The organism is Arthrobacter sp. TS-15 (assembly GCF_006964045.1).
Classification (GTDB): Bacteria; Actinomycetota; Actinomycetes; order Actinomycetales; family Micrococcaceae; genus Arthrobacter.
The window spans coordinates 1-18,726 of the sequence record NZ_SDXQ01000048.1 but is presented as its reverse complement, the minus strand read 5'-3'; the positions used below and the strand labels follow the sequence as shown (position 1 = coordinate 18,726).

At 62.1% G+C, this 18,726-nt stretch carries 18 protein-coding genes; 9 read left to right on the top strand and 9 right to left on the bottom strand.

Annotated elements, in window-relative coordinates; all coding sequences use genetic code 11:
- Positions 1-85 precede the first annotated feature (85 nt).
- Positions 86-604, bottom strand: a complete 519-nt coding sequence (locus tag EU811_RS18965; RefSeq protein WP_142939859.1) for a metallopeptidase family protein — start codon at positions 602-604, stop codon at positions 86-88.
- Positions 605-768: 164 nt separating this feature from the next.
- On the opposite strand from EU811_RS18965, the gene EU811_RS18960 reads away from it, so the two are divergent.
- From EU811_RS18960 to EU811_RS18935, 5 genes are all read left to right on the top strand, one after another.
- Positions 769-1,146, top strand: coding sequence for a DUF3499 domain-containing protein (locus EU811_RS18960; protein WP_187697257.1), 378 nt, complete (start codon positions 769-771; stop codon positions 1,144-1,146).
- A gap of 154 nt (positions 1,147-1,300) precedes the next feature.
- A complete protein-coding gene (locus EU811_RS18955; protein ID WP_142939858.1) occupies positions 1,301-1,519 on the top strand; it encodes a Trm112 family protein in 219 nt (72 codons plus the stop codon).
- A 42-nt stretch (positions 1,520-1,561) separates the two neighbouring features.
- Positions 1,562-3,040 carry an adenosylhomocysteinase gene (gene ahcY / locus EU811_RS18950; protein ID WP_142939857.1) on the top strand — a complete coding sequence of 493 codons (1,479 nt, stop codon included), beginning with the start codon at positions 1,562-1,564 and terminating at the stop codon, positions 3,038-3,040.
- A 131-nt stretch (positions 3,041-3,171) separates the two neighbouring features.
- The gene (locus EU811_RS18945) at positions 3,172-4,392 is read left to right on the top strand and encodes a L,D-transpeptidase (protein ID WP_238703460.1); all 1,221 of its coding nucleotides are present in this window, start codon (positions 3,172-3,174) and stop codon (positions 4,390-4,392) included.
- A 187-nt stretch (positions 4,393-4,579) separates the two neighbouring features.
- A complete protein-coding gene (locus tag EU811_RS18935; RefSeq protein WP_165450210.1) occupies positions 4,580-5,401 on the top strand; it encodes a pentapeptide repeat-containing protein in 822 nt (273 codons plus the stop codon).
- Positions 5,402-5,446: 45 nt separating this feature from the next.
- Here the strand turns inward: EU811_RS18935 and EU811_RS18930 are convergent, their stop codons facing one another.
- On the bottom strand, positions 5,447-6,250 hold the full coding sequence (locus tag EU811_RS18930) for an RDD family protein (protein WP_142939853.1): 804 nt from the start codon (positions 6,248-6,250) through the stop codon (positions 5,447-5,449).
- A 106-nt stretch (positions 6,251-6,356) separates the two neighbouring features.
- On the opposite strand from EU811_RS18930, the gene EU811_RS18925 reads away from it, so the two are divergent.
- Entirely contained in the window at positions 6,357-7,352 is a 996-nt protein-coding gene (locus EU811_RS18925) for a stage II sporulation protein M (protein WP_142939852.1), read from the top strand.
- Positions 7,353-7,491: 139 nt separating this feature from the next.
- On the top strand, positions 7,492-8,667 hold the full coding sequence (locus EU811_RS18920) for a TIGR01906 family membrane protein (RefSeq protein ID WP_238703459.1): 1,176 nt from the start codon (positions 7,492-7,494) through the stop codon (positions 8,665-8,667).
- Positions 8,668-8,721: 54 nt separating this feature from the next.
- On the opposite strand, the gene EU811_RS18915 is transcribed toward EU811_RS18920, so the two are convergent.
- From EU811_RS18915 to EU811_RS18890, 6 genes are all read right to left on the bottom strand, one after another.
- The gene (locus EU811_RS18915) at positions 8,722-9,612 is read right to left on the bottom strand and encodes a sporulation-delaying protein SdpB family protein (protein ID WP_223942608.1); all 891 of its coding nucleotides are present in this window, start codon (positions 9,610-9,612) and stop codon (positions 8,722-8,724) included.
- Positions 9,613-9,646: 34 nt separating this feature from the next.
- Complete coding sequence (locus tag EU811_RS24760) at positions 9,647-10,267, bottom strand: SdpA family antimicrobial peptide system protein (protein WP_142939850.1); 621 nt, start codon at positions 10,265-10,267, stop codon at positions 9,647-9,649.
- A gap of 14 nt (positions 10,268-10,281) precedes the next feature.
- Positions 10,282-10,965 carry a hypothetical protein gene (locus EU811_RS18905; RefSeq protein WP_142939849.1) on the bottom strand — a complete coding sequence of 228 codons (684 nt, stop codon included), beginning with the start codon at positions 10,963-10,965 and terminating at the stop codon, positions 10,282-10,284.
- 13 nt (positions 10,966-10,978) lie between these two features.
- Complete coding sequence (locus EU811_RS18900; protein WP_142939848.1) at positions 10,979-11,449, bottom strand: hypothetical protein; 471 nt, start codon at positions 11,447-11,449, stop codon at positions 10,979-10,981.
- A gap of 153 nt (positions 11,450-11,602) precedes the next feature.
- On the bottom strand, positions 11,603-13,435 hold the full coding sequence (locus EU811_RS18895) for an AMP-dependent synthetase/ligase (RefSeq protein WP_142939847.1): 1,833 nt from the start codon (positions 13,433-13,435) through the stop codon (positions 11,603-11,605).
- A 13-nt stretch (positions 13,436-13,448) separates the two neighbouring features.
- Positions 13,449-15,287, bottom strand: coding sequence for a dolichyl-phosphate-mannose--protein mannosyltransferase (locus tag EU811_RS18890; protein WP_142939846.1), 1,839 nt, complete (start codon positions 15,285-15,287; stop codon positions 13,449-13,451).
- Between the two features lie 133 nt (positions 15,288-15,420).
- Here EU811_RS18890 and rsmI point away from each other — a divergent pair, with 133 nt between their 5' ends.
- Positions 15,421-16,290, top strand: coding sequence for a 16S rRNA (cytidine(1402)-2'-O)-methyltransferase (gene rsmI, locus EU811_RS18885; RefSeq protein ID WP_238703465.1), 870 nt, complete (start codon positions 15,421-15,423; stop codon positions 16,288-16,290).
- Between the two features lie 160 nt (positions 16,291-16,450).
- A complete protein-coding gene (locus tag EU811_RS18880; RefSeq protein WP_142939845.1) occupies positions 16,451-17,932 on the top strand; it encodes an NAD-dependent succinate-semialdehyde dehydrogenase in 1,482 nt (493 codons plus the stop codon).
- Between the two features lie 137 nt (positions 17,933-18,069).
- Here the strand turns inward: EU811_RS18880 and EU811_RS18875 are convergent.
- Positions 18,070-18,726 (bottom strand): DUF4129 domain-containing protein (locus tag EU811_RS18875; protein WP_142939844.1); only part of this gene is annotated, 657 nt, incomplete at its 5' end.

The window sequence follows — 18,726 nt, the reverse complement described above, 5'->3', positions numbered from 1 at the left end:
TGAGCCGCCCGACAATGTGAATCGCCCGACAGCACGACCCAGCTGACAGCATGACCCGCCTGCCGGCGTCGGTGTTATTCCGTCGTCACTGGTATCGACGCCGGTAGACCGGGTCCAGGGTCTCAGGCGGCACGCCGAGCATCTCGGCCGTGTACTCCACCACGACGTCGTGGACGAGGTCCTGTAGTTCCTCACGGGTGGAAACGCCCTGTTCAACCACGCGACGGTACACCGTGATCATGGGTGCCTCGCCACGGCCACCGGGCGTGTAGGAGCCCAAAGGGGCCGTATTCCCCAGGGCGACAAGCTGTTCAAGGTTGGGCGGGATTTCGTCCACGGCAAAGAGCACACCGTCCAGTTGCTTGCCCCACATGTCCTGGAGCCGCTCCGCGGAGTCCAGCACCATGTCATCGAATCGCTCTGCGCGGGTGCGGAACCCGGGGAGGTTGGGGAGCATCAGTTCTCCGCGCAGTCCCCGTCCGTGCCGGTTGCGCCGGCGTCGCCGGAAGCCCCGAACTTCCGAACCGGCGTGTTCCTGGGCCTGATCGCCATCGGCGTCAGTCCACCGGATATTGAACCCGGGAACATGTGGCTGTGACTGCATATATCGACTTTAGTCCCGAGGAACCGCCAGCGCGACCTCATGGCCCGCACCGCGCCGCGTCGGGTGATACTCCGGAGACTTCTCACTTGATGCTCGGCACAGTTGGCGGGGCACGGACCATCAATGCGCAATATAGCCGCCCATTGGCGCTAATCTGGGATGTTGTGGGTGCCATTCGTCAGTGTTCCAGATCAGCCTGCCGCCAGTCCGCGGTGGCTACTTTGACGTACGTGTACGCAGAGTCAACCGCAGTCCTGGGGCCTCTGGCCACCTACGCAGAACCGCACGCCTACGATCTCTGCTCCCAACATGCAGAGTCCCTGACGGTTCCGCGTGGCTGGGAAGTCCTGCGTCTGGCCATGCCCACAACGCCGCAGGAACCGGGGCCGGATGATTTGCTGGCACTTGCCAACGCGGTCCGGGAGGCGGCCTCAGTCCCTGCGGAAACTCCTGCCCGGCAAAACCACGCCCAGATGGAGCCGCCCGCCGGCGCCGAGGGCACCCGCCGCGGGCACTTGCGGATCCTCCGGGAACCGACTTAATCGTTCCCGCCACCCGCTTTCCGTGCCACGCTTCCCGGGCTCTGGACGCAATTCGTCGTCGGGATCAAAACACGATCTCCCTGCGCGGTAGTCTGGAATCTGCAGATATATCCGCCAGCGGCGCCATGCCGGCGCCACCCAGGGAGCATCATTCATGCCAAAGGTCAGTCCTGAACTGTTGTCCATCCTGCGCTGCCCCGTGACGGGGTCACCGCTGGTCCAGGAGGGCGATGAGTTGGTTTCCACCGACGCCGCTGCGGACGGCGTAAAGCTCCGCTACACCATTGAGGACGGCATCCCGTTGCTCCTGCCACCGGAACTTCTGGCCGCTGCCAATGCGGCAACGTCGGGCCAGCACGATTCCAAGGCCTGACGCGCCTTCTTCCACATCCGCACGGTACCCCTAAGGACTTTCATGACTTTTGACTTCAAAGTGGCTGACATCACTCTTGCCGAGGCCGGCCGCCACCAGATCCGTCTAGCCGAGCACGAAATGCCGGGCCTTATGTCGCTCCGTGCGGAGTTCGGTGCCTCCCAGCCACTCAAGGGCGCAAGGATCGCTGGTTCCCTGCACATGACGGTCCAGACCGCGGTGCTCATAGAAACCCTCACGGCCCTGGGCGCGGAAGTTCGCTGGGCCTCCTGCAACATCTTCTCCACCCAGGACGAAGCCGCGGCCGCCGTCGTGGTTGGTAAGGGCACCCCCGAGGACCCGCAGGGCGTCCCGGTTTTCGCTTGGAAGGGCGAAACCCTTGAGGAGTACTGGTGGACTGCCGAGCAGATCCTCACCTGGCCCGGCGCTGACGCCAACCCGGAGTTGGGTCCCAACATGATTCTCGACGACGGCGGCGACGCCACGCTGCTGCTGCACAAGGGCGTCGACTTTGAAGCTGCAGGTGCCGTCCCCACTGCCGCTGAAGATGATCCGGAGGAATACGTCCTCATCCTGGATCTTCTGCGCAGGACCCTTGCCGATGATCCGGAGAAGTGGACCCGCCTGGCAGCCCGTATTGAGGGCGTCACCGAGGAAACCACCACCGGTGTGCACCGCCTCTACCAGCTCGCGGAGCAGGGCAAGCTGCTGTTCCCGGCCATCAACGTCAACGACTCCGTCACCAAGAGCAAATTCGATAACAAGTACGGGATCCGTCACTCCCTGCCGGACGGCATCAACAGGGCTACGGACGTCCTCATGGGCGGAAAGGTTGCGGTTGTCTGCGGCTATGGCGACGTCGGCAAGGGTGCCGCTGAGGCGTTGCGCGGCCAGGGTTCCCGGGTCATTGTCACAGAGATTGATCCCATTTGTGCCCTCCAGGCTGCAATGGACGGCTACCAGGTGGCCAAGCTGGAGACGGTGCTCGCCCAGGGTGACATCTTCATCACCACCACGGGCAACAAGGACGTCATCATGGCCGAGCACATGCTGGGCATGAAGAACAAGGCAATCGTTGGAAACATCGGCCACTTCGACAACGAGATCGACATCGCCGGGCTTGCAAAGATTCCGGGCGTCAAGAAGGTTGAGATCAAGCCGCAAGTGCACGAATGGGTGTTCGAGGCCGGCACGGATTCGGAGCGTTCCATCATTGTGCTGTCCGAGGGCAGGTTGCTTAACCTTGGCAATGCCACTGGCCACCCGTCGTTCGTGATGAGTAACTCCTTCGCAAACCAGACCATTGCGCAGATTGAACTCTGGACCAAGAAGGACCAGCCGGCCGGGGAGCGCGAGTACCAGAATCAGGTCTACGTCCTCCCCAAGATCCTTGACGAGAAAGTTGCGCGACTCCACTTGGATGCTTTGGGCGTTGAGCTGACGGAACTGAGCAAGGATCAGGCTGATTACCTCGACTTGGACGTTGCAGGGCCGTACAAGCCGGAGCACTACCGCTACTAGGCTTCACTGCTTGCCGGTGCCGGCAATACCCAAATCGATGGTGAAAGGCCGGACACGCGACCAGCGTGTCCGGCCTTTCGGCTAGAATTGGGTGTTCAGTAATGCTTGCGGGGGACAGGATGACGGGAACCATGACGGAAGTCGCCACACGGAAAAAGGGCAAGATCCTTGCCATTATTGGAGTCTGCGCAGCCATTGTGGTGGGCGGAATTGGCGTGGTCACGGTACCCGGACTGCTGGCCGGATCTCCCCAGGAAACGGCCGTTGCACCGTCGCCTGCCCCCACTGTGGAGGCCAAGCCCGTGGAGTTGGGCATCACCCCCCTGGATGGGGCTGTGGAGTGGAATCCCGTTGTTGGCCCCCAGATCAAAGCAGTCAACGGCAAGCTGAAGGACGTGGTGCTGGCGCCGGTTAGCGGCGGGGCACCTGTGCAAGGCAAGACCAGCCCTGATGGCAGCACCTGGACCACTCTGGAAGTCCTGAAGTTCAAAACCCAATACAACTACTCCTTCACCGTGGTTGATACTGCGGGGAAAGAGACCAAAAAGTCACAGACCTTCACCACTGTTTCCGCAGCTTACGAGGCCGACGCGTCCATCTACCCCCGCAACGGCACCACGGCTGGCTCCGGGCAGCCTATTGAAATCAACTTCAGCGAGCCCGTAGTGGACAAAGCGGCCATGGAAAAGCGGGTTGCCATTACCGTCTCATCCGGTCAGCCTGTGGCCTGGCACTGGTACTCAGACAAGAAAGTCAGGATCCGTCCGGAGGCCTTCTGGGCTTCAGGCACCACCGTCACCGTGGACATGAAACTCCTGGGCGTCGATTTCGGTAATAACATGATCGGCAACGCGGACGTCGTCTCAACGTTCACTACGGGCCCGCAGCGTGTGGCCGTAGTAGACGACAAAACCAAAACCATGAACGTGTACTCCGACGGCCAGCTGGTCCACACCGCCCCCGTCTCACTGGGCGGGGAAGACTGGCTTTCGCCCACCGGCTACGCGGTCATCATGGAGCAAGAACGCCACTCCAACTTCAACGCCGGCACCATCGGCCTGAAGCCTGGAGACAAGGGATACTACCCGCCGCTCGTGGTTGAATACGCCAACCGCCTGACGTGGTCCGGTGTCTACGTTCACCAGGCTCTCGAAGCCGCGTGGAGCTCTATTGGTGTGGCCAACGTATCGCACGGCTGCGTCGGTCTGTTGCCTGCGGACGCTGCATGGTTCTTCAACAACATGAAGACCGGAGACGTCGTTCAGATCCTCAACACCGGAGCACCGGCAGTGGAACCGCTGGAAGGCTTTGGAGACTGGAACATACCCTGGGCGAGCTACGCTCAACGCTAGTACAGCTGTTAACATCATTGCAGTGATTCTTTCCTGCGCGCTTTGACCCATTTCTCCAGCGCTGACGGTTCGTCGGCCCTGCTCTTTGCGCTGCCCTCCATGGTGATTGCGGGTGTCCCCCTAGGGAACCCGTTGATGGGTTCCCCGGCTCCTTCCACCGGACCTATTCTCTTCACCTGGAGTATGCATGAGACCTTCACCAAACCTCACCCCGGACTGCGGCAACTGCTTCGCCCTGTGCTGTACCGCGCTCGGATTTGCCCGGTCGGCTGACTTTGCGATCGACAAACCTGCCGCTTCGCCGTGCCCGAACATGGCGGACGACTTTTCCTGCACCATTCACCAACGCTTACGGCCCCGGGGCTTCCGCGGCTGCACGGTCTTTGATTGTTTCGGTGCCGGCCAAGTGGTCTCCCAACACACTTTCGCCGGGACCAGTTGGACACAGGATCCCTCATCCATGTCCTCGATGTTCGCGGTGTTCAAAGTAGTCAGGCAACTCCACGAGATGCTCTGGTACCTGGCTGAGGCCCGGCAACGGACCTTCGATCCCGAGCTCGCGGCCGCGGCGGACCACCTGTCAGAGGGCGTAGTAGCCGCCGCCCAAGGTGACGCGTCAACGGTCCTTGCCACCGACGTCGAGACACTCCACGGGGAGGTCCGGGCGCTCTTGGTGGAGGTCAGTGAAGATACCCGCGCCTCTTACGGCGCAGAAGACCAGCAAACGCCCGACGGCGGCCTCCAGCCAGGTGCCGACCTGATGGGCGCCAACCTTGCCAACCAGCGCCTCTGCGGATCAGATCTCCGCGGCGCGTACCTGATCGGAGCCAATCTGAGGAAGTCAGACCTCACCGCCGTAGACCTCCTGGGAGCTGACCTTCGCGGAGCACAGCTTCACGGAGCGGACCTCTCCAGGGCGCTCTATGTGACCCAACCGCAGATCAACGCCGCCGAAGGCGACCCCCACACCCTCCTACCCCCAAGACTCACAAAACCGGCTCACTGGTGAGCTAAACGGGGTGGCGGCCGCCCGGCGTCAGCCGGTAGCGGGGCGCTAACTGTCAGTGAACGGCAGTTTCCTGAGTCGCTCGCCTATGGTTGCGTTCCGCTGTTCCGCTTGCCGCAGGCGGATGAGTTCACGGTTGCGCCGTTCCCCGAGGACTGCGCCTATGTAGTCTTCGGGGATGGTGCCCGCTGGCGGGGGCGGTGCCACGTACCTTGCGAGTTCGGATGCGAGCGATGCCGCCATGTTGACGCGCGAGGCCGGGGCCATGAGATAAGCCTGCTGTACAAAAGTTCCAGCCCGTCGGGCGGTGGCGTCCGGTACCCTGCCGATGTCAGCCATGGCCACCCATGATTGAAGATGATGCGGGGCTACGGGCATGATCCGGGGCTTTGAGGGTACTCGCTGCCGGAGGGAGTAGGTGCCTGCAACAATGTCCCCGAGGCGCTTGGATTTGTCGTTGAAGAGTGCCACACCGATTGCGAGGCCGCCGAAGGTCAGGTAGATCTCCAGGAATCCAAGGAGCCCGCGGATGAGGGCGTGCCGGAAGCGGATGGACCCGCCGTCGTCGCGGACTATTCGTAGCCCTGTTGCGAGCTTTCCCAAGGAACGCCCGCGGGTCAGGGTCTCCACCGTGACGGGGACGATGACCACGGAGAACACAACGCTGCTGAGGATCAGTGCTCGGATGGCGGCATCGTCAAGGTCCCGGGAGGTTGAGGCGATGAGGATGATCAGGAGTATTGCGAGGACCACCTGGGAGATGACATCCAGGATGAGGCCCAGGGCCCGCGCGGCAAAGGAGGCGGGGCGAAGCTCGAGGACTACTGCCTCGCCTGTGATGATTGAACTCATGCCTGCCCCCAAGTTTTGCCAATTCTGTGGGCGCTGTGATCGCCCGCATCAACGAGTCTAGCGGCGGGGCTGACCGCACGGTGGATACAGGCGCTAGGGTGGTGGCGTGGACATTGATGCCTTCTCGGCCGTACATGAGGACAAATGGTCGCGGCTTCATTTCCTGGCGCACAAGCGCAGGCTGACGGGTGCCGAGGCGGACGAACTTCTGCGCCTTTACCAGACGGTGTCCGGGCATCTTTCCTTGATCCGTTCTGTGGCACCGGAGACGGGATTGTCCGCATCCTTGTCCGCAGCGCTGGCCCAGGCCCGGACGCGTTTCACCGGGGCCCGCTCGAATTTCATGGAGGATCTGGCGCGGTTTTTCGTCATTTCACTTCCTGCGGCGTTTTACCGCATCCGGTGGCTGACCCTGTGGTGCGGGCTGGCCTTTGTCCTGGTGGCGGGTGCTTATGCACTGTGGATTGGCACCTCACCGGAGGCATTGAGGGCTGTGGCCTCCAGTGACGCCAGAGTGCAGCAGTACGTGGAGGAAGACTTCATTGACTACTACTCCGAGAATCCGGCAGCCTCCTTTGCCGGCGCAGTGTGGACCAACAACGCTTGGATCTCAGCTCAGGCCGTGGCTTTCGGCGTTACCGGATTCTGGGTGCCCTTCATCCTGTTCATGAACGCGCAGGGGCTGGGAATCGCTGCGGGACTTTTCCTTGCGACGGGGAAGATGGACATTTTCTTCAGCTACATCCTTCCGCACGGTCTCATGGAACTTACGGCCGTTTTCATCGCCTGTGCTGCGGGGCTCAAGATTTTTTGGGCCATGGTGCGGCCGGGCCCGAGGACGAGGCTGCAGGCCGTGGCTGATGAGGGCCGTTCCCTGATCACCATTGCCTTGGGGCTGGTGCTCGTCCTGCTCGTCTCCGGCATTGTGGAAGGCTTTGTGACCCCGAGTTCCCTGCCCGTATGGGCCAAGATCGCTATCGGCGCCTTGGTGTTAGCAGGCTACTGGGTGTACACGCTGGTCCTGGGCGGGAAGGCCGTCCGCGCGGGCGTCACGGGAGACATGGATGCCAACGACGCCGGGTACCGAAGCATCGCAGCGTAGAGCTTACAGTTGCGTTTCAATCTGGTCGCAGCCGGGGTGGCACCGCGTGTCTCTGTAAGGCCGGGCGGTAGGCTCGAAAGCAGACAAGAGAGCCGGCCGCAAGCAATCGCCGGTGGATGCCTACGGAAGTGAACCCGCTGTGAGCGACAAGAGCCAAAAACCACAAGAACCGGACACGGCCGTCCACGAGGACCCCAACGAACCGGCCTTCGACTGGATGAAGCCAAAAACGTCCGGCGGCGCCACCGAGGCCACTCCTGCAGCCACCACTGGAGCCACCACCGTGGCAGCAAAATCTTCAGCTGATTCAACTGCGACGCCAGCTAAGGGCCAGCCCGGTAGCCGCGCGGACCGCAAAGCTGCTGAAGCTGCCGACGCCGGTACTGAAACCCCGTTGTTCGCGGACACCCTTGCCGAAGCCTCCACCAGCAAGGCGCCGGCGCACTATTCTGAACCGTTGCCTACGTCGGCCCTTCAGGTCCGCCCGCCGGAAGACGAAGTGGCGCGACGGAACGCCGAACGCGAGCAAGCGGCAAAGGTGAAGCCAATAGGGCCTCGGGTTTTTCAGGTGCTGCTGGCCATTTCGTACCCGATCATTCTCCTGGTGCTCGCCGTCCGGGCAGTCACCAGTCCGTTGTTCCTGTGGGTGGAGTACAACCGTCCGGGTTTCCCCGGCGACGGATACGGCTTCAGCACTGACGACCGAATGACGTACGGCTCGTACGCTGTGGACTACCTCAGTAACTGGGCCGCCCCCCGGTATCTGGGAGGCTTGGTTAATCAGGACGGGGAGAAGCTCTTCACGGACAGCGAAGTTTCCCATATGGCCGACGTGAAGCTGGTCATCCTGTCCTCCTTCGGGGCAGGGCTCCTGCTCATCATCCTCAGCATCATCGCCATCCTGTATTTGCGTAAGCGGAGCAATGGCGGGATCCGTCGAGGTCTCTTTGCCGGATCCATTGTCACGCTGGTCATCATCATTGGTCTAGCTGTCCTGGCCGCCCTGAGCTGGCAGCAGTTCTTCACGGAATTCCACCGGATTTTCTTTGCCAACGGAACATGGACCTTCGCGCTGGAAGACACCCTCATCCGGCTTTTCCCGGGCCAGTTCTGGATTGACGCGGGCATTGTGATCGGCGCTCTGGTATTCCTGGCGGCTACGGTCACGTTCATCCTGACATGGCCCACCAAGCGGCGCCGCGGCGTTGCGGACAAGCAGGAGGCCGCGGACGAGGCTGAACCTTCCGCGCGGGAAGCAGACGAGGAGTCGGAGTCGTCTGGCCTTCGCCAGGAAGTCTCGGAATCCCGCCGTTAGGGGCCAGCTAAACGGACACTAAGCCGCCAATTTCCGGTTTGCATTCGTTCGGGATTATCGAGTCCCTACGAAAGCCGTCTTGAACCTGAAGTGACGAAGGCGGAATCCTGCCGAATAGACCGGTGACGTAGCCGGAATCGTAAGGAGGGACAGGGCAGCCAGCATAGCTACTTGGAAGCTCCAGATCCCTAGGAACAGCGCGATTCCTGCATGGAGCGAACCGCCCAGAGCGAACCAGGCGAGGCGGAACTTGTCGGGGGTCAGCAACGTAACGGCGAGCATCAATTCGATCAGGAGTGCGCCCCACGACATGCCAAGGGATACCACGGGATTGTCCGTCAGCAGGCCGAAAGCGTCCTTTAGGGCTCCCGAGGGGCCGAAAAAGCCAGATCCGATGTAGTAGAGGGCAGACCCTTCCGCCCACTCGGTTTGGAATATCTTCCCCGTCATTGAATAGAAGTAGAGGATAGAGACCTGCAACTTCAGGGCCAGTAGGGAAACTCCTGCCGTTCCAGCCCGGGATGCCAACAATCGGACTCCTGAGCGGGCGCTGCGCCAGTGGTTCATCCTCGGGTCCGTGAGGCAGATAGGAACTAGTAGTAGTGCCAGGTTCGACGTAATTTGGTCGCCGCCGTCCGGAATTGAGATGCCCGTTGCAACGCTGAAGGCTACCCATGCGTGCAGGACACCGGTGAGCTGGGGCAAGACTCCGGAGATCACCAGCAACAGGATAAAGATCCCCAGGACTTTGGATAGACCCAGTTGCTCACGCGGAATGACACAGAACAAGCCCAATGATTCAACGCCGCGGCACAGGGGATAATCGCCCACACCAAGAACCGGCCTGAATAGTGCGTCGTTGCTCGTGAAAACCAACGTCAGCATGGTTCCCACTGCCAAAAGGCTTCGTATAATTCCCAAGAACGGGGACCAGACCAATGGCATTGCTATTCGCGGGATCGCGACGATGGTTGGGAGCCTAACGACCATGACAGTCCACACGCATCTTAACGGCCTTATCGGCCCTATCCCTCAGTAACGTTTGGTGCCTGAATGACCAAGGCACCGGCGTGGTTTGCACAAGCACCACATCACCGCAGACTGTGGGCGAGGCAACAGCATTGGTTACCGCAATCGAGGGTGCGTCACGCAGGAGTTCCACGCATTCCTGAACTACAGGGCTGGAGCAATCCATCCAATTTCCGGCCTCGGATCCGCTGGATATCAAAGCGACCTCAACGCCTTGGGCGCGACCTTCCCTGCTAACACCAAAGAGATTCTCGACGCGGGTGGTTGGGAGTCGGCTGAGCGACTCCAAAGAGCCACTGGCATCCTCGCGGTAAGGAGCAACGGAAGGATCGCGGGGCGACTTGGAGAAAAAGGCCCACCCCTGAGGCATAGCTGACACGGCGTTCGGTTTTATTTGGTCCAGGTAGGGCAGAGTCAGGATCGTTGACGGTATGGACGAAAAGATGGAGTATGCTCCCAGAAGCAGAAGGCCGGCCGTCGGGGCCAGCAGATGAATTGGTAGGACGTATGGTCCCGTCGAGGGTGTCCGGCCAGTAGCGGGGACACCCTCAACGGTTTGTTCGCAGGTCATCAATCGCGGCCGGATCAGTCCTGCGCAAGAGCGGCAGTGAATTGGGAGATGCTGTTCTCACTCTCCAGCTGCGAACCCGTGGTTGCGCTTGAGGGCCAGAAAGCGACCTTGGCGTACACCACGACGACGGCTGCAGCGGCAACAGCAACGTTGACACCGACAGCGTAGTTGACCGCCGCAGCGACATCCCACACAGCTGCGGCCCAAATGAAGACGGGTACGGCCGCCAACGGATTCGCGGTGTCTGACTTTGCCAATGCCGTAACCTGCTGTGGCTCGGACTTCAGGAGGTCCGTCATGACCTTCTGGACTTGCTTGAATTTTGCATCAACCCGCAGGACGTCCCCACTGATCAGGGCTGCGTGGAAGGTTCCGAAGAATTTGGGATTCTTGGCTTCGATAGCAGCCACAACCGCGTCCGCTGCCAGATCCTGTCCCTCTTGGCTCGACGCGGTCTGTGTGAAGGACACGTAGGAGTCGTCGGCCAGCTTCTCCCGAACCTCAGCTACCTGCGGTCCCACGCCAAAGTAGATGGCCTTGAAGAGCGCTTTGCCCTCGGACGTAGCATCCTTCACTATATGGCGCGTGACGGCGTGGGTTTCTGGGGGTGCTGCTGTTGCGACCCCGTTTGTGCCTAGGGCGAGGGCTGCGCTCAGTGCCACAGCTCCTGCTGACAATGGCCAAGTTCGATTCGACAATTGCTTCTCCTCTTTAGTTGCTTACTTCGGTTAGAACAGCAATGAGCTCGTCGGGACGGTCCGTGCTGGCGATGAAGGTTTTGCCGGACTTCGTCTCGATATTGACCTCGGGACCGCCCACGAGATAACCGACCACGCCGGGTCCCATATATCGGATTCCGTAGCCGCTGGGACCGGCCGTTTTATCAGTGGTCACAATTGCAATTCCTGCCCTTGGTAGGGTGCGTTTGACGATGTCGCAGAAGGTGATCACGACGTTTTGGAGATCGACTTTCACCGTCACCGTCATGAAGCCGATAAATGATCCCAGCGGAAAGAAGATGATCGGAAGGACGAGTAAGTCGACGCGTTGCTGAGCCATTGACAGGGCTACGAAAAGCATGCCGACCGCTATGATCGTGAGCCCGATGTAACGAGGCAGCAGTGTTGCCCGCACCCGGGAGTAGTAGAGTGCCCGAGCCGGCCCAGCCGATGGATCTGACATGAGTTCCCCTTTGAACGTTGGTTCGTGAGGAAACGTTACGGGGACAACAACGCCACCTAGAGGGGAATCGGTCCAACTAGGTGGTGATTGGCGCCGAATTAGGTGCTGAGTTGGAAGGACTAGGTGGTGATCCGGAGCTACCTAGGTGGTGCGCTACTTCTCGTACAGCTTCTCCACTGCCGTTGAGAAGTCGCTGAGCACCGCAGCCCGCTTCAGTTTGAGCGAGGGCGTCAGGTGCCCGGACTCGACGCTGAGCTCCGCCGTGATGAAGGCAAACTTCTTAATGGATTCAGCAGCCGAGACGAGTTTGTTGGCCTCGTCCACTGCAGACTGAACCGCTGCCTTCACCCGGTCATCAGCGGCGGCTTCGTCGGGGGACATGGCTGCCACCTTGTTCTCCGCGCACCAGTCAGCAATCCCTTCAGGGTCCAGGCCAAGCAATGCTGCGACGAACGGCCGGCCATCGCCCACCACCACGGCCTGCCCCACCAAGGGGTGTTCGCGCAGTTTCTCCTCCAGCGGAGCCGGCGCCACATTCTTTCCTCCGGCGGTCACTAAGAGGTCCTTTTTGCGTCCGGTGATGGTCAGAAAGCCGTCGGCGTCGAGTTCGCCCAGATCTCCCGTGCGGAAGAACCCGTCAACGAAGGCAGCCCGGGTGGCCTCGTCATTGTTGTGATAGCCCTTGAAGACACCAATGCCCTTGACCAGCACCTCCCCGTCCCGGGCCACCCTGATGGTGGTCCCCGGAAGCGGAATCCCCACGGTCCCGATCCGGGACATAGCGGGTGTGTTGACCGTGCAGGGCGCAGTAGTCTCCGTCAACCCATAGCCCTCAAGAACCGGAACACCGGCTCCATGGAAGAAGTGGTTGTCCCGCAGGCTCAGGGGACTGGCACCGGAAACTGTGTAACCTACATTGCCGCCGAACAGCTCCCTCACCTTGGGGTAGAGGAGTTTGTTGAACAACGAATGCTTCATGCCCAGAAGCCAACCCGGCCCCTGCCCCTCGCCACGGGCGGCGAGGTCCACCGCCGTCGAATACTCAACTGCGGTGGCGGACGCTGCCGAGAAGAGCGCGGATTTTCCGCTCATGGCCGCTTTGTGGCTGGCACCGGCGTAGACCTTCTCGAAAATGCGCGGTACGGCGAGCAGGAAAGTGGGCTTGAAAGATCCCAGGTCTGCCATCAGTCCATTGGCGCCGGCGCTGTGTCCCAGAGTAATGCCGGCAGTGAGGCAGACCACCTGGACTGCGCGGGCGAGGACGTGCGCCAAGGGCAGGAACATCAATGTCCGCGCGCCTTGCTGCATGAGGAGCTCGGGGAGGAACGGGATGACGTTCCGCGCCACGAGGACAAAGTTTCCGTGGGTGATTTCGCAGCCCTTGGGCTTGCCCGTTGTTCCGGAGGTGTAGACGATGGAGGCGACACTGGCCAGGTTCGCTGCGCTGCGCTGGCGCTCCAGTTCGTTGTCCATGACGCCGATCCCGACGGCGGAGACGCTGGTCAGGTTGGGTGCGTCGCCGTCGTGCTCCATCCGAATGATGGCCACGGGGTCCTCGCCCAGGACGGCAGAGTGCTCCACCAGTGTATGGACGAGATCTGCTTTGGCGGCGTCCTCCACAAAGATGCGTCGGGCTCCGGAATCGGCCAGGATCCACTCGATCTGGCTTGCCGACGACGTCTCATAAATGGGCACCGTGACTCCGCCGGCCATCCAGATGGCGAAGTCCACCAAAGTCCATTCAAAGCTTGAGCGGGACAACACCGCCACAGGATCTCCAGGGTTGAGTCCTCCTGCGATCAGGCCTTTGGCCAGGGCGGTAACATCGCCAAGGAACCTCGCAGCGGAGACGTTCAACCAACCGTTCGCAGTGTTATGCGCGTACAGGTTTCCGAACGGATCCTTATGGCAGCGTTCCAGAAGAAGGTCCGTCACGTTGGTATCCGGGTCCGCCTCGACCAGAAGGTCCGTGCTTGCTTCCCTCACTGCTTGACTCCTCCTAGATCCATGATGGCATCCACATTCTCATCCGCCACTCCTGGTAGCTGATGACCTCCGCCGTGAGCACCGGATAGAAGAATGCCGTTGCCAGCACGGCCAACACCATGACCAGAGCCACAATGTAGAGGCCGGACCGTCGCCGCCAGACGGGGTCGCTGCTGCGTCCCAGCACCAACCCCAACACATATGTCAGGCCCAGAACCAGGAAGGGTTCGAAGGACACGGCGTAGAAGATGAACATGGTGCGTTCCGGGTACATGAACCATGGAAGGTACCCGGCTGCCACGCCGGCGAGGATGGCACCGGCCCGCCAGTCGCGGCGGCCCGCCCACCAAAACAAGAGGATCACCAACGCGATGGTTCCACCCCACCAAACCACCGGATTACCCACGGGCAGAATGGCCGAAGAGCATGTCTCAGCCAGGCAGCCGGGAGTGCCCGGTTTGGGAGTCTGGTAGTAGAACGAGGTGGGACGGCCCATGATGAGCCACGTCCAGGGGCTGGACTCATACGGATGGTCCGAGCTCAGGCCCTGATGGAATTTGTAAGCTTCAAGGTGGTAGTGCGCCAGGGAGCGCACGGAGTTGGGCAGCCAATCCCAGCCCGGGGCAGGGTTGGTGGCAGCCCATTGCCGGTAATAGGCGTCTTTCGAGAGGAACCAGCCCGTCCACGTGGCCACGTAGGTGACTGCTGCAATGGGAATGATGGTCACGAATGCCGGCAGGCCGTCCTTGATGATGCCGGCACTGAACCAGCTCCGGATCCCGGCGACACGGCGGGCGTTCAGGTCCCACAGCACGGTCATGATGCCGAAAGCCGCGACGAAGAACAGGGCAGACCATTTGGTGCCCACGGCAAGGCCGAGGCAAAGCCCTGCAACCAGCCGCCACCACCGCATGCCCAGCCAGGGACCGGTGACCAGCTGGGGGGGTGTGGGTAGGCCGCCCGGCGAAGCAGCCGCTTGCGCGGCAAGCCGTGACGCCAAACGGCGTCGGCCGTCGTCGCGGTCCATGAGCAAGGCGCCAAAAGCGGCCAGGATCCACAGGGCCAGGAACACGTCCAGCAGGGACGTGCGGGAGAGCACCAGGTGATGGCCGTCGACGGCCAGTAGCAGTCCGGCCACGGCACCGAGGGTGTGTGAGCGGAAGAGCTTCAGTGCGATCAGTGACACGAGGAAGACCGTCACCGTGCCCGCCAAAGCCGCGCTGAAGCGCCAGCCGAAGGGGTTGTCCCCGCCGAACAGCCACATCCCGAACGCGATCATCCATTTGCCCACCGGTGGGTGGACGACGTACTCGGGAGTGTTGAGGAGAACATCCGGGTTGCCGGCGATGAAGGAGTCATTGGCGTTGGCCGGCCAACTGCGTTCGTAGCCGCTCACCACATAGGAGTAGGCGTCCTTGACGTAGTACGTTTCATCGAAAACCAGGCTGTGCGGGGCATCAAGGCGAAAGAAGCGGAGAATGCCGCCCAGGATTGCCGTGAGGGTAGGGATCAGCCAAAACCATAAGCGCAGGGACGCCGGGTAGTCCCGCCAGCTTTGGGTTGCGCCGATCAGACGTTCCTTCAGCGCCGCGGCAGTGTAGGCCTCGGACGGCCGTGCGATCCAGCGGTGCCCCTCCAGGCCTCGGCCGGGCACACCCCGGCCGGGCAGTCCTCGGCTGGGCCAGGTCTCAGCGGGCGGGGCTTCTTCCGGATGGGCGCGCGACGTGCCTGCGGGTTTCGGTGTGTCCGACTGCCCGTTGTTCTCCGCGGCCTTGGAGTCTTCAGGTTCCGGGCTCGCTGGGGACGCTGCCGGGGATCCGGAAGCGGTGGCAGGAACGGGCGACTGGTTCACCCGCCCATGCTACCTTTCCATCCTTGCTGCAACCCTGAACCCCGCGCCTGCAACCCTGAACCCCGCGCGGTATTAGGCTTGGCAGGTGGACGAACAACGCGGCACCCCTGACGAAGCTCCCTTCAACGAGAACCTGGAAGAGGCGGCTACTGCCTCGGGCGCAACTCCCGGCGTGGGCAGGATTGTCCTGGCGGCAACACCCATAGGCAACGTCGGGGACGCTTCCGCGCGTTTGGTTGAACTCCTTGGCACCTCGGACATCGTGGCCGCAGAGGATACCCGCCGTTTGCACCGGCTGGTCACTGCCCTTGGGGTTGAAGTCAAGGGACGCGTCATCAGCTACCACGAGCACAATGAGGTAGCCAAGACCGGTGAACTGTTGGACCACGTCCGCGCTGGCAAGACCATCCTGATGGTCAGCGACGCCGGGATGCCCGCAGTTTCGGACCCCGGCTTCCGTCTGGTGGAGGGTGCGGTTGCTGCCGGGCTGACGGTCACGGCGGTTCCTGGCCCTTCCGCGGTACTGACGGCGCTGGCGCTATCCGGTTTGCCCACCGACCGTTTCTGCTTTGAAGGATTCCTGCCGCGAAAGTCGGGGGACAGGAACTCACGCCTTGCAGACCTGGCCGACGAACGCCGCACCATGGTCTTTTTTGAGGCCCCGCACCGGCTTGAGGTCATGTTGCGGGCACTTCATGAGCGTTTCGGGGCCGATCGCCGCGTGGCAGTCTGCCGTGAGCTGACCAAGACATATGAAGAAGTTATTCGAGGCACGTTGCGTGAACTGCTCCAGTGGGCAGAGATCAACGAGGTCCGTGGCGAGATCGCGGTTGTGGTGGCCGGTGCGCCCGAACAGGAACCCGGCAAGCCGGAGGACCACGTCGCAGCGGTCAACGAGCTCATTTCGCAGGGCATCCGGTTGAAGGAGGCCGTAGCCGCAGTGGCCGAGGAGGCCCGGGTCAGCAAGCGGGAGCTCTACTCAGCGGTACTCGCAGCACGCTGACCTATGCTGTGCACCTGCACAAATCGACGACCATGTGGCAGTGCGTGAAGGCGTAGACACTGCTTCTCGTGGGGCAGTACCGTGGCAGTAATTCACGCCACTTCCGGCAACAAACCCCTGTGGTGCAATTCTCCAAAGCACCCAAGACGAAGGAGTCGCCATGACTGTCACGGTTGAACGCGAAAGCGAACTGCTGGCTTCCGTCCCTACCGGCCTGCTGATCAACGGTCAGTGGCGCCCGGCTGGTTCCGGAAAGACCTTTGATGTTGAGGACCCGGCAACGGGCAAGGTCCTGCTCAGCATCTCCGATGCCGGTGCTGAAGACGGCGCTGCCGCCCTCGACGCCGCTGCTGCCGCCCAGGCTGACTGGGCACGCACCGCACCGCGCGAACGCGGCGAAATTCTGCGCCGTGCCTTCGAGCTGGTCACTGAGCGTGCCGAAGACTTCGCGCTGCTGATGACCTTGGAAATGGGCAAGCCCCTGGCCGAAGCCCGCGGTGAAGTGACCTACGGTGCCGAATTCCTGCGCTGGTTCTCGGAAGAAGCTGTCCGCGTGTCCGGCCGCTATTCCGCAGCACCTGATGGCAAGAACCGCCTGCTGGTGCAGAAGAAGCCGGTGGGCCCCTGCCTGCTGATCACCCCGTGGAACTTCCCGCTGGCCATGGCCACCCGCAAGGTAGCCCCAGCTGTCGCAGCCGGCTGCACCATGGTGCTCAAGCCCGCCAACTTGACCCCGCTGACCAGCCTCCTGTTCGCCCAGGTCATGCAGGAAGCCGGCCTTCCCGCCGGTGTCCTGAACGTCATCCAGACCTCCACGGCAGGCGCTGTCACTGGCCCGCTGATCAAGGATGACCGTCTCCGCAAGATCTCCTTCACCGGCTCCACCCCGGTGGGCCAGGCCCTGATCCGTGAAGCCGCGGACAAGGTCCTGCGCACCTCCATGGAACTGGGTGGCAACGCCCCGTTCGTGGTCTTCGAGGACGCGGACCTGGACAAGGCCGTTGAAGGTGCCATCGCCGCGAAGATGCGCAACATGGGCGAGGCCTGCACCGCAGCAAACCGCTTCATTGTGCACGAGTCCATCGCCGATTCCTTCGCGGAGAAGTTCGCCGCCAAGATCGGCGCACTCACCACCGCCCGCGGCACCGAGCCGGAGTCCAAGGTTGGCCCGCTGATCGACGGCAAGGCCCGCGACGGCGTTCACGCCCTGGTTTCCGAAGCCGTAGCAGGAGGTGCCACAGCAGTCACCGGTGGTGCCGCCGTCGACGGTCCCGGTTACTTCTACCAGCCCACCGTGCTGAAGAACGTTGCCGCAGATGCCCGCATCTTGCAGGAAGAGATCTTCGGACCGGTAGCGCCCATCATCACCTTCTCCACCGAAGACGACGCTGTTCGACTGGCCAACAACACCGAATACGGCCTGGTTGCCTACGTCTTCACCAAGGACCTCAACCGTGGCCTGCGCATCAGCGAAAGGATCGAGACCGGCATGCTCGGCCTCAACGCCGGTGTGATCTCCAACGCCGCCGCGCCGTTCGGTGGAGTCAAGCAGTCCGGCCTGGGCCGCGAAGGCGGCTCCGAAGGCATCGAAGAGTACCTCTACACCCAGTACGTAGGTATCGCGGACCCGTACGCCGACTAATGCTGCTCTTTCCACCAAGGAGCCCTGTCCGCCGCTCTCGCAACAAGAACGGTTGACACATGCAGGGGCCCGGCCCCGGAACCACAAGTTCCGGCGTCGGGCCCTTTGCGTCTGAATCCGGATCAGCGGTCCCGGACCTAGTGGCGCTGGGGGAGCAATCCTTTGAGCCTGCGCCAGGAAAAAGCGATCGCCCGCCCCGTTGCCGTGCCGAACCTTCCAACAGCCCGGAACGGTGCGCCGAGGGCATGCACCCAACGCTGCATCATCGACGGCGGCAGCCAGTCCGCGCGGAAGCGGACCAACCAGCGGGCATTGTTCCGCAACGATTCGCGAACGACAGCGATCCGGGCGGCCGCTGACGGCGCAATCGTCATGGTTCGGCCGTACCGTTGCCGTTCGAAGTCCGAGGTGAGGGACGCGACTGCCTCATGTGCGGCGTCGTCGAGTCCTCCCGCGACCCCCAAGGCGGAGCTGGAGCGCAGCCGGGCGGAGAAATGCCTCGGCGTCTCGCTGGGCGTTGACGGCACGCCGTAGTCGGTGGAGAGATCCTGCAACTCCGCCCACGCCAGTTCAGGGGCAGGATCCTTATAGCCCGGGAGCTCGGAATCGGCCGGAGGCTTTTGGCTGAGCCGGCGTCGCCGGAGCACCGTCCGGCTCAGCCTCGGCGACCACAGGAATCCAGCAAGCACCAGGACCCCGGCCACTGCGGCGCCGATCGCCGGCCACGGGTTCACTGCGGCCGAACTTGCGGCAGGCGTATTCAAGCCAGGGAGTGGGGCGGCTGGGGTGGGAGC

Bases quoted from the DNA above. Each gene is read 5' to 3' on its own strand.
- EU811_RS18965 (WP_142939859.1), bottom strand. From the start codon at position 604: ATGCAGTCACAGCCACATGTTCCCGGGTTCAATATCCGGTGGACTGAC.
- EU811_RS18955 (WP_142939858.1), top strand. From the start codon at position 1,301: ATGCCAAAGGTCAGTCCTGAACTGTTGTCCATCCTGCGCTGCCCCGTG.
- ahcY (WP_142939857.1), top strand. From the start codon at position 1,562: ATGACTTTTGACTTCAAAGTGGCTGACATCACTCTTGCCGAGGCCGGC.
- EU811_RS18945 (WP_238703460.1), top strand. From the start codon at position 3,172: ATGACGGAAGTCGCCACACGGAAAAAGGGCAAGATCCTTGCCATTATT.
- EU811_RS18935 (WP_165450210.1), top strand. From the start codon at position 4,580: ATGAGACCTTCACCAAACCTCACCCCGGACTGCGGCAACTGCTTCGCC.
- EU811_RS18930 (WP_142939853.1), bottom strand. From the start codon at position 6,250: ATGAGTTCAATCATCACAGGCGAGGCAGTAGTCCTCGAGCTTCGCCCC.
- EU811_RS18915 (WP_223942608.1), bottom strand. From the start codon at position 9,612: ATGCCATTGGTCTGGTCCCCGTTCTTGGGAATTATACGAAGCCTTTTG.
- EU811_RS24760 (WP_142939850.1), bottom strand. From the start codon at position 10,267: ATGACCTGCGAACAAACCGTTGAGGGTGTCCCCGCTACTGGCCGGACA.
- EU811_RS18900 (WP_142939848.1), bottom strand. From the start codon at position 11,449: ATGTCAGATCCATCGGCTGGGCCGGCTCGGGCACTCTACTACTCCCGG.
- EU811_RS18880 (WP_142939845.1), top strand. From the start codon at position 16,451: ATGACTGTCACGGTTGAACGCGAAAGCGAACTGCTGGCTTCCGTCCCT.